Here is an 18294-nt window from a genome sequence, read left to right on the forward strand (position 1 = left end):
GGCTTCTTCCCCAGGAAGATCCATGCCGTCACAGCCGAAGGATTCATCCTAAAGCTAATCCTCTTTATCTTCGCCTACACGCTAGCTCAAGTAATTGAGTAGCTCGCAACTTGAGTTAATTATTCATTCAAAAGCCTCTTTGTTTGTTTTACAGTTACATCTCTCCCATTTTTGCAGCATAACGTAAACTGCTACGTTAATATGAGTTTTACCGTCGCTTGATTAAGCGATTTTATGCTGGTTTATACATGACTGAAGATTTCCTGCTACTGAACGGAAAAAAGTTTTATTACGACGAGATCGCCAATTACTCCTTCCGGAACAGCATTCCCCTGAACGGCTATGAAACGAAGACACTAGAGTTTTGCCGCAGCTGGCTAAACGGCATCCAGGAATTTCCGATACAAACATCCGGCTCTACCGGTACTCCTAAAACCATCGTGCATACCCGCGCGCAGATGGAGGCAAGTGCCCGCCGTACAATCAGTTTGCTAAATCTGCAAAAAGGCGACCTCACATTAGTTTGTCTGAACACCGAATATATAGCCGGCATGATGATGCTGATACGTGGTTTCATGGCTGAACTTAAAATGGTGATCGTGGAGCCGATTAGTAACCCCATGACACTGATTGGCCGTGAAGAGCCAATTGCCTTTGCCTCGTTTGTACCGATGCAGCTGCAAACCATTCTTAACGAATTGCCGGAGGCCCTGCCCCAGCTAAACAACATGAAAGGCATACTGGTAGGAGGCGCACCGGTAAGCCCAACTTTGCAGCGCGAACTACAACGCGTGCAGGCACCAATTTATCATACGTATGGCATGACTGAAACCGCCTCGCACATTGCCCTGCGCCGCCTTAACGGGCCAGAGGCTGCCGATTATTACCAGGTGCTGGAGGGTATAAAAGTAAGCCTGGATAAGCGTGGATGCCTCACTATTAAAGGAGACCTCACGAATAACGAACTACTTGTCACAAACGACATAGTAGAGCTGCTTACCAAAAGCCGCTTTAAATGGATTGGGCGTGTAGACAATGTAATTAACTCAGGTGGGGTAAAAGTGCAGGTAGAAAAAGTAGAACTGGCCATTGCTGAAGCTTTTGCAGACCTAACAGATTCTCCTCGCTTTTTTATTGCACCGCAACCCGACGAACTTTTAGGCGATAAAGTAGTGCTGATTATGGAAGGAGAGCCTTTGTCTTCTGAAGACGAAACAATCCTAATGGATAGGCTGCGCAGCACACTGCGTAAGTTTGAAGTGGCAAAAGAGTTATACTATTGCCCTGCCTTTTCCGAGACTGCAACCGGTAAATTGTCGCGCCAGCGCACGCTACAGAAGCTGGGCCTCTTTACCGACTAAACCCATAAAGTATAACAGCCAGGGCATACACCCGTAGAAAGTATAAATCAACAAAAACAACCATGCGATCTATACTTACGAGTGTATGCTCTTTTTTATGCCTGATACTTTTAAGCAACTGCAGTGGTGGTTTGTTTTCTTCCAGAGCCCCTGTCGAGCTTAAAGAAGTATGGGCTACCGATAACACACTGCGCACCCCGGAGTCTGCCCTCCACGACCCGGCACGCAACGTGATCTACGTGTCCAACATCAACCAAAACAATTCCTCCAAAAAAGACGGAGATGGCTTTATCTCCACCTTAAACACAGAAGGCCAGATACAAAACCTTTATTGGGTAACCGGCCTAAACGACCCTAAAGGCATGGCGCTGCACAATAATGTGTTGTATGTAGCAGATATTAATGAGATTGTGGCTATATCTACCCAATCCGGGGCAGTGCTGGGACGCTATGAGGCAGAAAATGCAAAATTCCTGAATGATGTGGTGGTAGATGAAGCAGGAAATGTGTACGTTACAGACTCTCAGCAGAAAAACATTTACCTGTTGCGCAACGGCCGTGTGAGTACCTGGATGAAAAACATAGATGGAGAGAGGCCAAACGGCATTTTCCTGGATGGGACCCGCATGATTGTTGGCTTTAACGGCGAGGTGCGTTTCCTGGACCCTGAAACACAAAAATTTACCGACTGGACCAAAGACATTAAGTCTGCTGACGGAATAGCGAAAATTGATGGCGGTTTCCTGGTGTCTAACTGGAACGGCGAAGTATACTTTGTGAACGAAGAGGGCAAGAACTGGCGCATACTTAACACCACCGACAGCGGTATAAATGCCGCCGACATTAGCTATTCTGACAGACTGGGACTTTTATTTGTGCCCACTTTTAAAGATAATCGCGTGGTAGCCTACAGACTAAACCGCTAAACCCTACGTTTTAAAAAGACCGTTATCATGTTGAAGCAAAGGCAGCCGCACCCTCATGTGCCGCTGCCTTTCTTCTGTTAAACCAAAATACACTTGAACTATGAAAAAGCTTCCCTCCCTGCACATACTCAACGGCGATGCCTCTTTACCTGCCTTTGAAGCTGCCAATCTTCCGGGCCAGGTGCTTATCTGGCGCGAGGTGCTCTCTGAGGGGCCTGCCATTGGAAGCTTACCGGAGCAGGAGTTCTGGCAGAAACGGCAGGAGTTCATAACCCAAACCTATAATGAAACACCCGATGGCTACAGCCTAAAAGTACTTGATGTGCTTGAAAAACTGAACATGGCCCATGCTTTTTTTGAGGTTATACTTTGGTTTGATGCCGACCTGATGTGCCAGGTAAACCTGTTATACCTGCTCCAGAAGTTAAGCCAGGTTAAGCCTGGGGTTATATCGGTTTGCACTCCTGCAGATGGCAAAAGTATAGGCTATTTAACGGCTGATGCATTACACCAGGTATTCGAAAATCGCCAGATGCAAAAAGAGTATCAGTTACAGCAGGCACAGCAACTATGGCAACTGTATGCCGGACCAGACCCAATGCAATTACAGGCTTATCTGCAGCAACACGACATCTGTATACCAAACCTGCAAAAGGCTCTGGAACTGCACCTGCGCCGCTTCCCTAATTGTAAGACAGGCTTAACCGAACCCGAAACTTTGCTGCTGCAAAGTGTAAAGAATGGAAGCTCTACTGTAAAGCAGGTAATAAAGCAATTCTGGGAAAAGCAGCCAGCTTTTGGCTTCGGAGACTGGCAACTAGAGTATATGCTGCAGGAGTTGCAGCCAGAATTAGTACAGGAAAAAGAACCTCTAAGCTTAACACCTCTGGCTGAAAAAGTACTTCAGGGCGAGGAAGCATTCAAGCATAAGCCACAATGGATTGGAGGGGCTTACATCACACCTAATCAAGGCTGGTGTTTCGATACTAATAAACAAACCCTGCAACCTTGTTAAAGGCCTGACCTATTTCTTTTCGATAGCACCTAATCTACTACCCTGCAATGCGTTGTTCTTTTCTAGCTCCTTAACTAACCAACCTGATAAGGCGGTTGCACCCCGGTGGTTTAAATGGTTGATGTCTGCCCACGCTGTTGAGTCGTTTAAGATTTGGGATGGCGGCATCCAAACATGGCCCATTTGGTTGTAAAACTCATACTCTACAGGCTTATTTACAGGCGATTTATAAGAGGGCAAGTATAAAAACACTATTTCCACGTCGTTTTCGCGGGCTATCTCATAAATTTTTTGAACGTAGCTTTTAGAGTGGCTGAACTCTATATTTTTGAGATCCTCACCCAGATAAAACATAGGTTTCTGTAGTTCCTGCTGCCTGTACATTAGCAACTCGTCGTATGGGGCGATGTGGTTAATTGGCGAATAACCGTAATTGAGATTTGCTTTTGCGGCCAATGTTACCGGCTGTTTTGCAGACATAGTTTTAAGATAAGCGTATCTGCTCTGCAAAGCATATATGTAATCCCGGAACAGGTAGGTGTTCATAAAGGCCTCAGGCAGCAATACGTCTTCTGTATCCGCTATGATCGGAAATGCGAAATGGCTGAAGCGGGCCTCCACCTCACGTACCTCGTACACCAGTAACTTAGGCTTTTTTGTTTTAAGCAGGTCTTTGAAAATGGCATAATGCACGTTTGCCCCAAAATGTGAAAGGGCCAAGTTGGCAACCTTTACATCACGGCCTAACTTCGCACTAAGCGTATTCTCTAGCAGCGAGTCGTTTACTCCGTTTAGCGTGTGCGAGGTACCGATAAAAGCCACATCGATAGGTTGCTGGCGCTCAAATATCCTTTTATAGATTGAAGAAGCCTCTTCATAATCGCCTTTGAGGTAGGCATAGGCAAACTTTTTATCGTAAGGCCCCAGTAGTATAGCTATTAAGACTAGTCCGGCCGGGACACTCAACAAAAAGAGCTTTTTAATGAAATTCTTCATAGCAGATAACTAACATTAAAACTGAAAGTATATAAACTGAGGAGTTAAATCATAAGCACCCCACATTACAATCCAGGCAACTATTGTATAATAGGCCACATACCTTACAGGCTTTGGTGCCAGAGTAAATACATCGTTAATATCCTTAGTTCCGATCAGGCCATCTACAAGCAGGAACACAGCTAATGAGGCTATAAAGACGTAAGGGTTAAGGCCGGAAGAGAAGGTCTGCTGGAAAACCTGTACCGGGTTCAATAGCTGCTCCGGTAGCCCCTGTGTCATGTGACTAAGCAACATAAACGCTTCAGATACATTTTCGGCTCTGAAAAATACCCAGGCCAGGCAAACAAGGCTGAAGGTGATAAACCAGCTGGCAGCCCTGTTCAAAGCAAAACGTCCGTCTGCATATTTAGCCAGCTGCACCTCCATAATAAGCACTAAGCCGTGTATAAAACCCCAGATGATAAACGTAAAACTAGCTCCATGCCAGAGTCCCGACACCACAAACGTGATCATCATGTTACGGGCCCAAAGTATAGGCATTACCCTGTTGCCTCCCAACGGAATGTACAGGTAATCGCGGAACCAGGTAGACAGGGAAATGTGCCACCTGCTCCAGAACTCCTTCATGGAAGTTGAAAAGTATGGCGTCCGGAAATTACGCATCAGGTCGAAGCCAAAAAGACGGGCCGTGCCAACGGCAATATCAGAGTAGGCCGAGAAATCGCAGTAGATCTGGATGGCGAAGAAAAGTGTTCCCAGTATAACGGTCAAGCCGTAATGCTGCTCCGGGTTACTGTACACCACATCTACAAAAGCGGCCAGCCTGTCTGCGATCACGATTTTTTTGAAGAAGCCCCACAGCATTAGCCGAAGCCCCGATACTGCAAAAGTATAATCAAATACCCTTTGATTTTTAAACTGAGGTAGCAGATGCGCTGCCCGCTCAATAGGCCCTGCCACTAGCTGCGGAAAAAAGGAAACAAAAGTAAAGAATTCGATGATGTTGCGCGTTGGCTTTAGTGTGCGGCGATAAACATCAATCGTATAGCTCAACGTCTGGAAAGTATAAAAACTGATACCAACCGGCAGGATAATGTTCAGTGATCTTGGCTCAAGTTTATGCCCGAACAGAGAGTAAGTTTCTACAAACGAATCTATAAAGAAATTAAAGTACTTAAAGAAGCCCAGCACCCCCAGGTTTACAGCCAGCGAAGTATAAAGCAGCCATTTTCTTTTGCGATCATCTTCAGTTCTGCCTAAATACTGGCTTACAATATAATCTACTAAAGAGCTAAAGAAAATGAGTGTCAGAAACCGCCAGTCCCACCAGCCATAGAACACATAACTTGCCACCAGCAACAGCGTATTCTGCCACGCCAGTCTTTTTTGCAGCATCCAGTAAAAGCAAAACACTAAAGGCAAAAATATGGCGAACTCTAATGAATTAAACAGCATGGATGACTGATTGGATGACAGATGACATATAACACAAAATTAAATTCTGCAAATATATTTTATTACTATTATTATATGTTTTATTCAGGTGGATGATACGACTTCTGTATACTTTAAGTTTCTCATTAATAAAATTTAATTTTTGGTTGGCATAGTTCAATTCACAAGTTTAAGTGCTAGTCTTTATGAAATTATCGGCATAAAGTATAAAATCATGCTTAAGATAAATGCAGTAAACTATTTTGGCCCCAAATATGCAGTAGCAGGTGTTATATCTATATGTTGATTTGAAAGGAGAAAGAATATGAAGAAAAAATATGCGCTAGCACTTGGTGCTTTGCTACCAGTTCTGGCCCTAAACCTCACAACGCAGGCGCAGAATTCTAAAATAGCAGCACCAAGCCAGGAACATATACTTGTTGCTGCTGAAAATGGAGAAAGCAGCAACCCAAAAACGGAAACACTATCAGGCATTAACTTAACACCTGCACAAAAAGGGACTTTCCAGCTTGATTTTTCGCAGGAATTGGATGAGAATGCAACGCTTGCCATAAAAAACACAGCAGGCAAAGTAGTTTTTCAAAAACCGATCAGTATAGCCGATAATAAAACCAGTTGGCAATACAACGTGGGAAAATTAAAGCCTGACACTTACCTAGTAGAAGTGAAAACAAGCGACACCACTTACTGGACAAAGTTTAAGATAAGTAAATAATCAAAGTTGCGATTTCACTAATTCTGTGCAGGTGTAAACCAACCCCTAAGCCCTCCCAAGAGGGGAATTTCGCAATAAAGCATTGATCCCCTCTTGGGGCTAGGGTCATTTCATTCTCTTTTTTCTGTGATCCTGAAAGGATCTTGGTAGCTGGCAGTAAAGGCTTAACCTCCCTTCTACCAAGTTTCTTTACAGAATGACAAATGTTTTTTTAAACTTTTATCAGAATGAAACTACCCTGCCTCTTGCGAGGGGTTAGGGGTGGGTTAATCGCGACCTAGGCATAGAAGTAAAAAAGCCGCCCTGCTTATACTAGCAGGGCGGCTTTTTTACTTCTATGCCTGGGCCAAATCCGTAGGTTTTAAACTTTACTCCAGTTAGTTATTATCTGGTAAAGTATGCCGGCACCTAGTTTAGCAGTTCTGTTGTCGATGTCGAAACTTGGGTTAAGTTCGGCTACATCTATACTTAAGAGCTTGCCGCTTTGTGCAACTGCTTTTAAAAGTGCAAGCACCACTTCAGGTTGTAACCCAAGCGCATTTACGGCACTAACGCCAGGTGCATAGCCGGCGACAAACACATCCAGGTCAATGGTAAGGTACACTTTATCTACAGTAGCCAGAAATTGATTTAATCGGTTGGTGAGGTCTGGAAGGTTGTGAAGTTGCACTTCTTCGGCAAAAGTATACTTTACACGCAGCCTGTCAGCAGTCTGGAAAAGTATACGCGTGTTGCCATACTCCTGCAGGCCAATCACTTCGTACCTGAAATCGTCGCCGTGCGCTTTGCTTCTGTCAGCAATCTGCAGGAAAGGAGTACCTGAACTTGGCTGCTGCGCATAGCTTCTAAGGTCAAAGTGAGCATCAAAATTAAGTATACCCAGGCTCTTACCAGACGCAGCTTGCTCTAAACCTAAATAGTGCCCGTAAGCTATTTCGTGGCCGCCGCCTAACACCAATGGCCTGTAACCGTGCTTTAACAAAAGGGCAATTTTCCTGCCTAACTGTTCCTGCGCCTCACCCAGATTATTATTCGTACAAATCACATCTCCGGCATCATACAGCTGCACATGATCAGGCAAGTGGTGCGCAAAAGGGGCCATTGCTTTTCGTAGGGCTGCCGGACCTTCAGCGGCCCCTGGCCTGCCCAGGTTTCGGCTAACACCTTCGTCGCAGCAAAAGCCCAGCAATGCAAAGGCTACTTCGCCTGTCGCTACCGGGGGAAAGGCATCCGTTAAATTCAGGAACCGGATTACCTGGTGCCAACGCAGCCCCGAGGTTCCATCCTGGCTATCTGTACGGCCAACCCAGGCAGCTTTTGTAGAGGGTTTATACATTTGTCCGGCGATTAAGGGGATTAAATAGATGAACTTCCAAAACGAAAGGTGATTTTAACAAACTGTTTTCTAAAAGAGAACTGAAAAATCTTTCTAATTTTTGAAATCGCTTTTAATCACCGGTCTTCCTTTTTTCCATACTTTGGTAGGTTTCATCTTGCCCTGAAAGTATAAAATTTCTTTGTAGTTATCTGTCGGGAAAGCGATCATATCTGCCAGAAAGCCTTTTGCCAATTGTCCCCTGTCCGTAAGGTTTAAGGCACGGGCAGCGCGTGTGGTAATGGCTGCTAATGTCTCCGCGGTTGTCAATTTCTCGGCGGCCCCCAGCAGGGCAGCCTGCATAAGCAAGTCTCCCATTGGGGCCGAACCCGGATTCCAGTCAGTTGCAATAGCTACACAAAGTCCGCCATCCAGCATTTTACGGGCTGGTGCATAGTGCATGCCCAAACCAAGTGAGGCACCTGGCAAAACAGTAGCCACTACCCCGGCATCGCGCAATAAGGCAATCTCAGCATCGCCGCTTGCCTCCAGGTGATCAGCGCTGACTGCACCCACCTCTGCTGCCACCTTACTACCACCTGTACTAAACTGATCGGCATGCACGGTAACATCAAAGCCCAGTTTCTTCACTTCCAGCAGATACTCTCCTGCTTCCTGTTCTATGAAGGCGGTATCCTCAATAAATATATCAATGCGGCTGGCTAGGTTTTGCTCGCTTATAACGGGTATCAGTTCTTCCAGAATAGTTTTCAAGTATAGCCTTGAATCAGTGAATTCAGGTGGGCGCATGTGGGCTGCCAGGCAGGTTGGAATCAGGTCGAGGGCATGATGTTTGTTTACAAGTTGAATTGCCTCAAGCATCTTTATTTCGTCGTCTACAGTTAAGCCATAGCCGCTTTTTACCTCACAGGTTGTTATGCCTTCAGCTAGATGGCGGTCGCAGCGCTGTTTTAATAGTTCTACCAGTTCAATGGTGGTGGCTTCTCTTGTTTTGCGAACACTGTCCAGTATACCGCCGCCGTTTCGGGCAATCTCCAGGTAAGATTTACCTGCAACCCGCATCGCATAATCGTTGGCCCTGGAGCCTGCAAAGCAAATATGTGTATGGGCATCAATAAAACCAGGCAGCAGCACCATAGGCTCCTCAAAGGTTTCTACGGTATAGTCGTACTGCTCGGCTTCCTGCGATAGCCTGATATAATCGTCAACCCTTAAGATTTTACCGTTGCTCACAAGCACACCCGCATTTTCAAGCACCTGCATTTCTACATCGGCAATGGGGCCAGTCTCGGATAGTTCTGCCATTGTCAGTATCTGGGAGAAAGGGCCAATTAAAGTATGAGTTGAAACGGATGCTTCCATTGGTTAGTGTTACAGTTTAAAATAAGATGATTATCGTCCTCTTAGAGAGGTCAGAAATTTATACTTAGATTGAGCATGGTCTCCCGTAAATCCTGGATAACAAGAAAAAGGGTTCGTCCCCGATTAACGGGGAGGGTGAATAATGGGTTAAATCTTTAATCCGAATTTCTCTGCATTTTGCTGTGCTGTTTCGTAACCGGCATCCGCGTGGCGGAAAATACCCATGGCAGGGTCGTTGTACAGCACACGGCTCAGGCAGCGGTCAGCACGTTCGGTGCCATCGGCAAGTATAACCATGCCTGCATGCTGCGAATAGCCTATACCTACGCCTCCACCATGATGGAACGATACCCAGGTAGCACCTCCGGCTGTGTTGGACATCAGGTTCAGCAGCGGCCAGTCAGAAACGGCATCTGAGCCATCCAGCATGCCCTCGGTTTCGCGGTACGGTGAGGCCACGGAACCGCAGTCGAGGTGGTCGCGGCCAATTACGATCGGGGCTTTTACTTTGCCATCGCGCACCAGTTGGTTAAACATAAGGCCGGCTTTTTCACGCTCTCCCATTCCCAGCCAGCAAATACGGCACGGCAGTCCCTGGAATGCAACTTTTTCCTCTGCCTCAACCAGCCATTTGATCATGTGCTCATTCTCCGGGAAAAGTTCTTTAAGAGCAGCATCGGTTACTTTTATATCTTCAGGGTCGCCGGACAGGGCAGCCCAGCGGAACGGACCTTTGCCCTCGCAGAATAGCGGACGCATGTATTCCGGTACAAAGCCAGGTATGTTAAACGCATTTTTCTCACCGCCCTGCTGTGCAAACTCGCGCAGGTTATTGCCATAATCAAACGTGCGACTGCCGCGGCGCTGCAACTCCAGCATAAAGCCAACGTGGCGGGCCATACTTTTCAGGGATAATGCTTTGTAGCCCTGCGGGTCTTTTTCGCGTAAGTTTTTTGCTTCTTCCAGTGTCAGTCCGTTGGGCACATAACCGTTAATCGGGTCGTGTGCAGAGGTCTGGTCGGTTAATATTTCAGGTGTGATGTTATCCTGGATCAGTTTCTCCAGCACATCGCCGATATCGCCTACCAAACCAACAGAGATGGCTTCACCTTTCTCTTTTGCCTCTAGCACCCACGCTTTTGCCTCTTCGTAATCATAAGTCATTTTATCGATGTAGCGGGTATCGAGGCGCTTCTTAATGCGATCCGGATCAACATCTACACCCAGGAAAGTGGCTCCGGCAATAGTTGCGGCCAAAGGCTGAGCTCCACCCATACCTCCAAGGCCTCCTGTAACAAGCAATTTGTGGCGCAGGTCGCCGTCAAAGTGAATTCTTCCGCAGGCGGCAAAAGTTTCGTACGTGCCCTGTAATATACCCTGTGTACCAATGTATATCCAGCTTCCGGCCGTCATCTGACCGTACATCATCAGGCCACGCTCGCGCAATTCGTTAAAATGCTCCCAGGTTGCCCAATGAGGTACCAGATTTGAGTTTGCAATTAAAACACGGGGCGCCTCAGCGTGCGTTCTAACTTTACCCACCGGCTTACCCGACTGCACGAGTAAACTTTCGTCCTCTTCCAGATTAAGCAGCACCTCTATAATCTTCTGTGCATCAGCCACCGTACGCGCAGCCTGCCCTATACCGCCGTACACTACCAATCGGCTCGGGTCCTCGGCCACCTCATCTGTCAGGTTATTCAGGAACATGCGCAGCGCAGCTTCCGATTGCCAGTTTTTAGCATTTAGAATAGGGCCGGTTGGTGGAATATAGGTAGGGTGGTTCGCGTATTTCTGTATAAACTCGCTTACCGAAAGGCCGGAGCGTTGAACTGTTGCTGATGCAGCTGGAATATTCATAGTTGTTGCTTTAAACGTCAGTAAGAACTCAATATGCAACAAAAATATAGAAAAAGGCATGAAAAACATGCTTAATTTAACTTCTGATGCTTAGTTTAGTGCCTGTACCTTTAGCATGCAAGTATGTTCCATATTCCACTCACCTCGCTTGGTGCCCACTTCGGTAACATCGATATCTACCTTTTCGACCAATTGCTGAAGGGTAATATATCACAAGGCATGAAGCTGCTGGATGCTGGCTGCGGGGAAGGGCGCAACATTCAGTACCTGATGCAGGCCGGAGTAAAAGTATACGGGGCAGATACATCTGAGCAAGCCATTGAAAAAGTTAGAAGTATGGCAGCAGAACTGGCTCCTACGCTATCTCCGAAGAACTTTGCTGTAGCAGATTTGGCTTCCCTGCCTTTTGATGATGCGGCTTTTGATGTGGTGGCTTGTAGTGCTGTGCTGCATTTTGCAAAATCAGAGGACCATTTCAGAAGCATGGCCATGGAGTTATGGCGCGTTTTAAAACCGGGTGGCATGCTTTTTTGCAGGTTAAGCACAACTATTGGTATGGAGGGCAAGCTAAAGCAGATTGGGCATAAGCTATACCAGATGCCATATGATCAAGTATGGTTTTTAGCTGATGAAGGTCTATTAAATGAACTGATAACTGGTTGGCAAGCAGAAAAGCTGGAGCCACTTAAAACGGTACTGGTGGAGCAGGAAAGAAGTATGACAACGCTGGTGTTGCGGAAAACATAAGTAATTATCAGCAGCTGGTCCAACCACCCCTGCTCCTCCTTAACCAAGGAGAGGAACTCTGCCACTACTTTAGTAAAAGTATAAACGCTGTAGCATTTGCTTAACCTTCTTTCCACTAAGATCTCCCGCAACTAGCCTGGGATGTACTATTTCCAAGGTGACAAAAGGAAAAGACAGGAGCTATTAGGATGACAGTTAATGTAGTAAGTAAAAGCTCCCTCTCCTGTTTTTATGAAAGGGTTGGGGTGAGGTTACTACAGCAGGGGTGGTTGGAACCCGGCATGACATAATCCTATAATCACCGGTCTCTAATCCTAAGAATCCTAGTCCTGTTTAAGGGTTGCCATATCAATTACAAACCTATATTTTACATCGCCTTTCACCATGCGTTCGTAGGCCTCATTTACGTAATCAATCGGGATAACCTCCACATCTGAAAGGATATTGTGGGTAGCGCAGTAGTCCAGCATCTCCTGTGTTTCGGCAATGCCCCCGATAAGTGAGCCAACAATCCGGCGCCGCTTGAACAGCAGGTTACCAGCCATAATTTCGGCAGGCGCTGGTGGTGCACCAAGCAGTATCATGGTGCCGTCACGCTTGAGCATAGCCAGCAGCATGTTGTAGTCGTGCGGGGCAGATACTGTGTTAATGATAAAGTCGAAGGTGTTGGCCATACTCTTAACCAGTTCTTCATCGCGGGTATTCACAAAGTTGTGTGCACCAAGCTCATGGGCATCCTTTGCTTTTTCAGGAGACCTGCTCAGCATAGTTACATCAGCCCCTTTAGATGCTGCGATCTTTACAGCCATGTGCCCTAAACCACCCAGGCCAACAATGCCTACCTTATGCCCTTCGCCGATCTTCCACTCCCTGATAGGTGAGTAAGTTGTGATACCAGCACATAGCAGTGGCGCAACACGAGCCAGATCCATGTTAAGAGGCACGCGCAGTACATATTGTTCATCAACAACAATGTTATTAGAATAACCGCCTTGTGTTGGCGCAATGCCGTCTTTGCCCTCTCCTCCATAGGTTGCAACAAACCCATTTTCACAGTATTGCTCCAGGCCGTCGCGGCAACTGTGGCAATGCCTGCACGAATCTACAAAACAGCCAACACCAGCCAGGTCGCCTTCTTTAAATTTTTTAACATCAGAGCCTACACTTACAATGCGTCCCACAATTTCATGACCTGGCACGGAAGGATAAAGAATCTCTCCCCATTCCCCTTTCACATGATGCAGATCTGAATGGCAAATACCGCAATATAGTATCTCGATCTTCACATCGTTGGGCCCAACATCGCGACGCTCAAAATCAAATGGTTTCAGGTCTGAGTTCGCATCGTAGGCAGCATAGCCTTTAGTTTGTATCATAGTTTTTTATTTTAGATTGTAACAGATAAATAAGTTTAAGCCTAGCCTCTTACATCGCCTTTGTAAAAACTGGCTGGTATGCCACGCACGTCAGGTTTAACAGAGAACAACCCACCGTGATAAGGGTAGTTCCGAAGCTCCTCTTCTCCCACTCCATCCCGCCCTGTAGTTATATAAAGTGTATCTAAATCTTTACCGCCAAAGGCACAGGAAGTTGTATTGATGGCAGGCACGTTTACTTTTTGCAGTTGCTCACCGGTTTCAGGATTATACTTTGCCACGGCTCCGCCCCCATGCAGCGCAATCCATAGATTTCCTTCCGCATCCAGTGTCATGCCATCCGGTGAACCTTCTTCTTTTGGAATCTTGATGATGACTTTACCCTCGCTGATCTGACCTGAAGCATCGTTGTAGGCAAAGGCCTTTACCGTTTGCGTAGGAGTATCTGTAAAGTATGCTGTCTTCTTATCCTGAGTCCAGGCAATGCCATTTGAGATAGTCAGGTTGCCCAGCATGTGGTGTATAAAACAGTCATGGTCCAGCATGTAAAGATCGGCTACACCTTCTCTTGTATCCAGGGCCATGGTACCCACCCAAAACCGGCCAGAGGGGTCGCATTTTCCATCGTTAAAGCGAATATCCTTTTCCTTGATTGGGTTGGTGATAAAGCTTAGCTTCCCACTATCTGTATGGAGGTAGTGTATACCATTTTGCAAGGCGACCAGTGCTCCGCCTCCTTCTACAGGTACAACTGTACCAATGCGTTCGCCCAGATGCAGCACCCTGTCTTGTTTAGTTTCCGGGTTGTAGATGTGTAGTGCCCTACCTTCGATATCTACCCAATACAGGCACTGCTCGGTTGGATGCCAGAGCGCCCCCTCACCTAACCTGGCACCGGCATCAAGTTCCAAGGCTGCGGTTAGCCCTGCAGCTGATTCAGAAGTTTGTGTCATAGTATAGTACCCGTAAAAGACAACAGCCAGGTTAAATATGAACCATAACCTGTTTCTGTTTTATATTTTTAACTGCTTACTCTTTGCGTAGCGTCAGTATATACCGAGCCATTTCACGGGCATCTTCTTTGCTGATGTTTGGATGCGGCGTCATGGGCACCTGTCCCCATACTCCTGAGCCACCTTCAATTATTTTTCCGGCTAAGTAATCTATGTTCTTATCGTTGGCCTCATATTTATTGGCTACATCCACATACGCTGGGCCCACTAGTTTCTCATCTTCACGGTGGCAGGCCAGGCAGTCAGAGAGCGAGATCAGTTTGGCGCCCTGGTCCATAGCTACGGCATTATTGGCACTTCCTGCTGCTTGTGGCGATGGCCCGGTTACCTGAGTCGTGTCTGGTTTGTAATCGGATTCGTAAAACCTTTCGTTCTCTGATGTTTCTCCTCCGCATGCTACTAACAGCAGGCCAAGACCTAGTAACGTGAATGTGTTTTTCATGTTTTTTGTGTGTCTGGTTACGATTTTCTGGTATACGGGAAGATAGGAAAATTTGTGATGCATTATACTTTTTTTGCAGGTTTGGCTGGCATCTAAAGTAAATTGGTGCCTTAGTTAATTGCAAACTTTCTTCAAGGCTTTACTTCTTTACCCAATACTTAACAACAGGCGATGATATTGTATACCTAATTTCAACTCTCATCACTATAGTTCTAGACATTTATCACTGTCATCTTGTAAAGATCTTGGTAGAAGGGAGATGAACAATGGCTATGAAAGAGAACTTTCTTGATTTAAACGTTTCTACTCTTATCCGGCTTTTCGCCTCGCCGGCTAGGCCCTACTTTTTGTCCCCGAATCAAGTTCGGGATATTCTACTTGACACAAGGGACCACCCCGCCTGCGGCACCCCTCCTTGAAAAAAGGAGGGGAGTGAAAAAAGCCAAGTGGCACATCCCGAACTTGATTCGGGGACACTCCTTTCTCGAGGCCCCCTACCCCCACTCGCTGACCGTTCGAACAGTAGAGCGTCATTAATGCACCTGGATAAAGCCGTTGTTTTATAGCAAGGGTATTAAATATACTCCTCTATTTTTGTCATCATGTCAAGTATCTTGGTGGAAGGGATGTTAAGCGGCGGATGTTATGAGACCCACCCATGGCTGCTCCGAGGAGGGGAATTTCTGCTGTTACTTTAACTGAAGTTTAAATTTCATAGCTGCGGCCATTCCTCGGACAGGTCGCGACCTGTCCCTACAAATCAGAATTTATACTTAGTTACCAATTGCAACAGCCGCTAGCTAAGAAGTGTCCATCCCAGTCCTTGGGTGGGGGAAGGGGCCCTCGAGAAAGAGCGCCTCGAGAGGTTCCGGTGACAAGCGCAAGCGAGGCAGCCCGAGGCACAAGGGCCGGAAAGATAGACAGCGCGATGCCCGAGGACGAGGCCTTTCGGCCGTGAGCACACCAAAGTATTAGGTGAAACAAGACGCAAGTAAGACTGAGGAATTATGCCAACTCGATAGGATAGCAAGAAGTATTGGCGAAGGTTGAGGAACAAAGCCAGCTCAGTAGATAACCAGAAAGTATAAGTTAAATCAGTACCTACACAAATCCCTATATTTCCTTATCTTACATCATAAACCTTTCTTAACCTTGCTAATAAAACATGAAATCACCCTTCACAAAAAGTCTATGGCTAATACTGCTACTATTCTCCTCAAGTATAGCCATGGCTCAAAAACTACCTAGCATTGCCTCTAAAACCGAAGGCATGCAACGTTACCCCGGCTATTTTACCTTTTATTACGACGATGCGTCTGGCAAAATATTGCTTGAAATAGATAAGCTGAACCAGGAGTTCCTGTATGTAAACTCGCTGCCTGCAGGCCTGGGCTCTAATGATATCGGTCTGGACCGTGGCCAGCTGGGCAGAACCAAAGTAGTATACTTTAACAAGCAAGGCCCTAAGGTTATGCTGGTACAACCCAATCTCTCTTACCGAGCCAGCTCCGAAAACCCGAACGAACGCCGCGCTGTGGAAGAGTCTTTCGCACAATCTATACTTTGGGGATTTAAGGCCGAAGCTGCTGATGGCGACAAGATTTTGGTAGATGCAACTGATTTCCTGCTGCGCGACGCCCACGATGTAACAGGAAGTATAAAACGAAGCCGCCAGGGCAACTATAAACTGGAAAGCAGCCGTTCGGCTTTATACCTGCCACGCACTAAAAACTTTCCGCAGAACACCGAGTTCGAAGCAACACTGACTTTTGTGGGCGATGATGCCGGTAACTTCGTACGTGAGGTAGCTCCGGATGTAAATGCCCTAACGCTGCGCCAGCACCACTCCTTTATTCAGTTACCAGACAACAATTACCAGCCCCGCAAAATGGACCCGCGCGCCGGCTTTTTCGGCATCTCATACTTCGACTACTCCACCCCCGTGAATGAAAGTATAGACAAGCGTTTTATAGCGCGTCACCGACTACATAAAAAGAACCCTTCTGCAAAAGTATCCGAAGCAGTTAAGCCTATAGTTTACTATGTAGATAATGGTGCCCCTGAGCCTATTCGCTCTGCTTTGGTAGAAGGTGCACGCTGGTGGAATCAGGCATTTGAGGCTGCCGGCTACAAAGATGCCTTCCGGGTAGAAGTATTGCCCGATAACGCTGACCCGATGGATGTGCGCTATAACATCATTCAGTGGGTACACCGCAGCACACGCGGCTGGTCTTACGGCGCATCTGTAATTGATCCGCGTACTGGCGAGATCATTAAAGGGCACGTGTCGCTGGGCTCTCTGCGCGTTCGCCAGGACTTTATGATCGCTGAAGGTTTGCTGGCACCTTACAACGAGGGCAGACAGGAAAATAAAGCCATGATGGATATGGCTCTTGCACGAATTCGCCAATTATCGGCACATGAGGTAGGCCATACTTTGGGTATACAACACAACTACGCAGCCAGCACCAACAACAATGCCTCTGTAATGGATTATCCACACCCGATGGCAAAGCTGGACCGCGCCGGAAACATCGATCTTAGCAACGCCTACGAAACCGGCATCGGGGCCTGGGACAAAGTAGCTGTTACCTACGGCTACCAGGATTTCGCGAAAGGCACAAATGAGCAAAAAGAACTGGACGATATTCTACAACAGGGTGCAAAGCAGGGCTTGCTGTTTATTTCTGACAGAGATGCCCGTGCAGCAGGTGGTGCTCACCCCCTAGCCCACCTTTGGGACAATGGAAAGAGCGCGCCGGAAGAGTTGATTAATGTGCTGCGTGTACGTGAAAAAGCGCTTAAAAACTTTTCGGAGCAGAACATAAAACCCGGTGCAGCCATGAGTACCTTGGAAGATGTGCTTGTACCTGTTTACAACTATCACCGCTACCAAACCGAAGCAACTGCCAAGCTGATCGGTGGCTTAAACTATACTTACGCCACCCGTGGCGATAACCTGCTCGTAACGGAACCTGTCAGTAAAAGCGAGCAGCAAAAGGCACTGGATGCGCTGCTCAAAACCATTTCACCGGATGTACTTACGCTGCCTGAGGATATAATTAGACTTATTCCACCAAGGGCTCCGGGCTTAGGCAATAACCGCGAACTTTTTGCAAAGCGTACCGGCCTTACCTTCGACCCCATGGCCGCTGCGGAGGCTTCTGCTGATTTCACACTTTCGTTTCTGCTGCACCCTGAGCGCGCGTCTCGTTTGGTAGAGCTAAATGCCCGCCACAACAGCCTTGGCCTGCAGGATGTAACCAAACAACTGATAGAAAACACCTGGAAGAGCCGCCGAGAAAAAGGTTTACAAGAACAGGTTCAAATGCAGACAGAACAACTAGTGTTGACACATTTACTGGCACTTGCCCATAACGAAAGTTCGTCGTATCAGGCACGGGCAGTAGCAACTGCTGCGCTGCAGGAGATAAAAGAATATGCCAACCGTAAACGCAGCCCTGCCAGCAGCAGCCTTTACCAGGCACACCTGGCCTTTGCCCTGGATCGCCTTAACCGCCCAGTTTCAGAAGATATCAAACCAAGCCGCGCCCTGGAACTACCTCCAGGAGCTCCGATTGGCAGCGGCGAGGAATTAGGTTGTGAGTAGAGATTAAAGTATAAAAAGGGCCGTCGTTAGAAATTAACGGCGACCCTTTTTATACTTCAATTCCTGGCTTTTTTTGA

General features: G+C 46.9%; 14 protein-coding genes and 1 pseudogene. 7 read left to right on the forward strand and 8 right to left on the reverse strand.

What is annotated here, in order from left to right; all coding sequences use genetic code 11:
* The 4 genes and pseudogenes from K0O23_RS20640 to K0O23_RS19400 all read left to right on the forward strand — a co-directional run.
* Nucleotides 1-102, forward strand: a pseudogene (locus K0O23_RS20640) (IS982 family transposase); the annotation flags it as partial.
* Between the two features lie 146 nt (nt 103-248).
* The gene (locus tag K0O23_RS19390) at nt 249-1361 is read left to right on the forward strand and encodes an AMP-binding protein (RefSeq protein WP_219879119.1); all 1113 of its coding nucleotides are present in this window, start codon (nt 249-251) and stop codon (nt 1359-1361) included.
* A gap of 62 nt (nt 1362-1423) precedes the next feature.
* Entirely contained in the window at nt 1424-2287 is an 864-nt protein-coding gene (locus tag K0O23_RS19395) for an SMP-30/gluconolactonase/LRE family protein (RefSeq protein WP_219879120.1), read from the forward strand.
* Nucleotides 2288-2387: 100 nt separating this feature from the next.
* Nucleotides 2388-3302, forward strand: a complete 915-nt coding sequence (locus K0O23_RS19400; RefSeq protein ID WP_219879121.1) for a DUF1835 domain-containing protein — start codon at nt 2388-2390, stop codon at nt 3300-3302.
* 9 nt (nt 3303-3311) lie between these two features.
* Here the strand turns inward: K0O23_RS19400 and K0O23_RS19405 are convergent, their stop codons facing one another.
* Both K0O23_RS19405 and K0O23_RS19410 read right to left on the reverse strand, forming a co-directional pair.
* Nucleotides 3312-4298, reverse strand: a complete 987-nt coding sequence (locus K0O23_RS19405) for a hypothetical protein (RefSeq protein ID WP_219879122.1) — start codon at nt 4296-4298, stop codon at nt 3312-3314.
* A 15-nt stretch (nt 4299-4313) separates the two neighbouring features.
* On the reverse strand, nt 4314-5696 hold the full coding sequence (locus K0O23_RS19410) for an MBOAT family O-acyltransferase (protein WP_317195717.1): 1383 nt from the start codon (nt 5694-5696) through the stop codon (nt 4314-4316).
* A gap of 364 nt (nt 5697-6060) precedes the next feature.
* Here K0O23_RS19410 and K0O23_RS19415 point away from each other — a divergent pair, with 364 nt between their 5' ends.
* Complete coding sequence (locus K0O23_RS19415) at nt 6061-6471, forward strand: hypothetical protein (RefSeq protein WP_219879124.1); 411 nt, start codon at nt 6061-6063, stop codon at nt 6469-6471.
* Nucleotides 6472-6832: 361 nt separating this feature from the next.
* Here the strand turns inward: K0O23_RS19415 and hutG are convergent, their stop codons facing one another.
* The 3 genes from hutG to K0O23_RS19430 form a co-directional block, all read right to left on the reverse strand.
* Nucleotides 6833-7807 (reverse strand): formimidoylglutamase, encoded by a 975-nt coding sequence (hutG, locus tag K0O23_RS19420; RefSeq protein WP_219879125.1) that lies wholly within the window; start codon nt 7805-7807, stop codon nt 6833-6835.
* Between the two features lie 93 nt (nt 7808-7900).
* Nucleotides 7901-9169, reverse strand: a complete 1269-nt coding sequence (gene hutI, locus K0O23_RS19425) for an imidazolonepropionase (RefSeq protein ID WP_219879126.1) — start codon at nt 9167-9169, stop codon at nt 7901-7903.
* A 147-nt stretch (nt 9170-9316) separates the two neighbouring features.
* Nucleotides 9317-11029 carry a urocanate hydratase gene (locus K0O23_RS19430; RefSeq protein ID WP_219879127.1) on the reverse strand — a complete coding sequence of 571 codons (1713 nt, stop codon included), beginning with the start codon at nt 11027-11029 and terminating at the stop codon, nt 9317-9319.
* A 123-nt stretch (nt 11030-11152) separates the two neighbouring features.
* On the opposite strand from K0O23_RS19430, the gene K0O23_RS19435 reads away from it, so the two are divergent.
* The gene (locus tag K0O23_RS19435) at nt 11153-11776 is read left to right on the forward strand and encodes a class I SAM-dependent methyltransferase (protein ID WP_219879128.1); all 624 of its coding nucleotides are present in this window, start codon (nt 11153-11155) and stop codon (nt 11774-11776) included.
* A 323-nt stretch (nt 11777-12099) separates the two neighbouring features.
* Here K0O23_RS19435 and K0O23_RS19440 read toward each other — a convergent pair whose 3' ends face one another.
* From K0O23_RS19440 to K0O23_RS19450, 3 genes are all read right to left on the reverse strand, one after another.
* On the reverse strand, nt 12100-13152 hold the full coding sequence (locus K0O23_RS19440) for an NAD(P)-dependent alcohol dehydrogenase (protein WP_219879129.1): 1053 nt from the start codon (nt 13150-13152) through the stop codon (nt 12100-12102).
* 41 nt (nt 13153-13193) lie between these two features.
* Nucleotides 13194-14105 carry an SMP-30/gluconolactonase/LRE family protein gene (locus K0O23_RS19445; RefSeq protein ID WP_219879130.1) on the reverse strand — a complete coding sequence of 304 codons (912 nt, stop codon included), beginning with the start codon at nt 14103-14105 and terminating at the stop codon, nt 13194-13196.
* 76 nt (nt 14106-14181) lie between these two features.
* The gene (locus K0O23_RS19450) at nt 14182-14607 is read right to left on the reverse strand and encodes a c-type cytochrome (RefSeq protein ID WP_219879131.1); all 426 of its coding nucleotides are present in this window, start codon (nt 14605-14607) and stop codon (nt 14182-14184) included.
* 1165 nt (nt 14608-15772) lie between these two features.
* Between K0O23_RS19450 and K0O23_RS19455 the strand changes: the two genes are divergently transcribed.
* Nucleotides 15773-18217: a zinc-dependent metalloprotease gene (locus K0O23_RS19455; RefSeq protein ID WP_219879132.1), complete on the forward strand. Its 2445-nt coding sequence runs from the start codon at nt 15773-15775 to the stop codon at nt 18215-18217.
* The last annotated feature ends 77 nt before the right edge of the window (nt 18218-18294 follow it).

The sequence above is a fragment of the Pontibacter aydingkolensis genome, from assembly GCF_019443125.1.
GTDB classification, from domain to species: Bacteria; Bacteroidota; Bacteroidia; order Cytophagales; family Hymenobacteraceae; genus Pontibacter; species Pontibacter aydingkolensis.

Bases quoted from the DNA above. Each gene is read 5' to 3' on its own strand.
- K0O23_RS19390 (WP_219879119.1), top strand. From the start codon at position 249: ATGACTGAAGATTTCCTGCTACTGAACGGAAAAAAGTTTTATTACGAC.
- K0O23_RS19395 (WP_219879120.1), top strand. From the start codon at position 1,424: ATGCGATCTATACTTACGAGTGTATGCTCTTTTTTATGCCTGATACTT.
- K0O23_RS19400 (WP_219879121.1), top strand. From the start codon at position 2,388: ATGAAAAAGCTTCCCTCCCTGCACATACTCAACGGCGATGCCTCTTTA.
- K0O23_RS19405 (WP_219879122.1), bottom strand. From the start codon at position 4,298: ATGAAGAATTTCATTAAAAAGCTCTTTTTGTTGAGTGTCCCGGCCGGA.
- K0O23_RS19410 (WP_317195717.1), bottom strand. From the start codon at position 5,696: ATGCTGCAAAAAAGACTGGCGTGGCAGAATACGCTGTTGCTGGTGGCA.
- K0O23_RS19415 (WP_219879124.1), top strand. From the start codon at position 6,061: ATGAAGAAAAAATATGCGCTAGCACTTGGTGCTTTGCTACCAGTTCTG.
- hutG (WP_219879125.1), bottom strand. From the start codon at position 7,807: ATGTATAAACCCTCTACAAAAGCTGCCTGGGTTGGCCGTACAGATAGC.
- hutI (WP_219879126.1), bottom strand. From the start codon at position 9,169: ATGGAAGCATCCGTTTCAACTCATACTTTAATTGGCCCTTTCTCCCAG.
- K0O23_RS19430 (WP_219879127.1), bottom strand. From the start codon at position 11,029: ATGAATATTCCAGCTGCATCAGCAACAGTTCAACGCTCCGGCCTTTCG.
- K0O23_RS19435 (WP_219879128.1), top strand. From the start codon at position 11,153: ATGTTCCATATTCCACTCACCTCGCTTGGTGCCCACTTCGGTAACATC.
- K0O23_RS19440 (WP_219879129.1), bottom strand. From the start codon at position 13,152: ATGATACAAACTAAAGGCTATGCTGCCTACGATGCGAACTCAGACCTG.
- K0O23_RS19445 (WP_219879130.1), bottom strand. From the start codon at position 14,105: ATGACACAAACTTCTGAATCAGCTGCAGGGCTAACCGCAGCCTTGGAA.
- K0O23_RS19450 (WP_219879131.1), bottom strand. From the start codon at position 14,607: ATGAAAAACACATTCACGTTACTAGGTCTTGGCCTGCTGTTAGTAGCA.
- K0O23_RS19455 (WP_219879132.1), top strand. From the start codon at position 15,773: ATGAAATCACCCTTCACAAAAAGTCTATGGCTAATACTGCTACTATTC.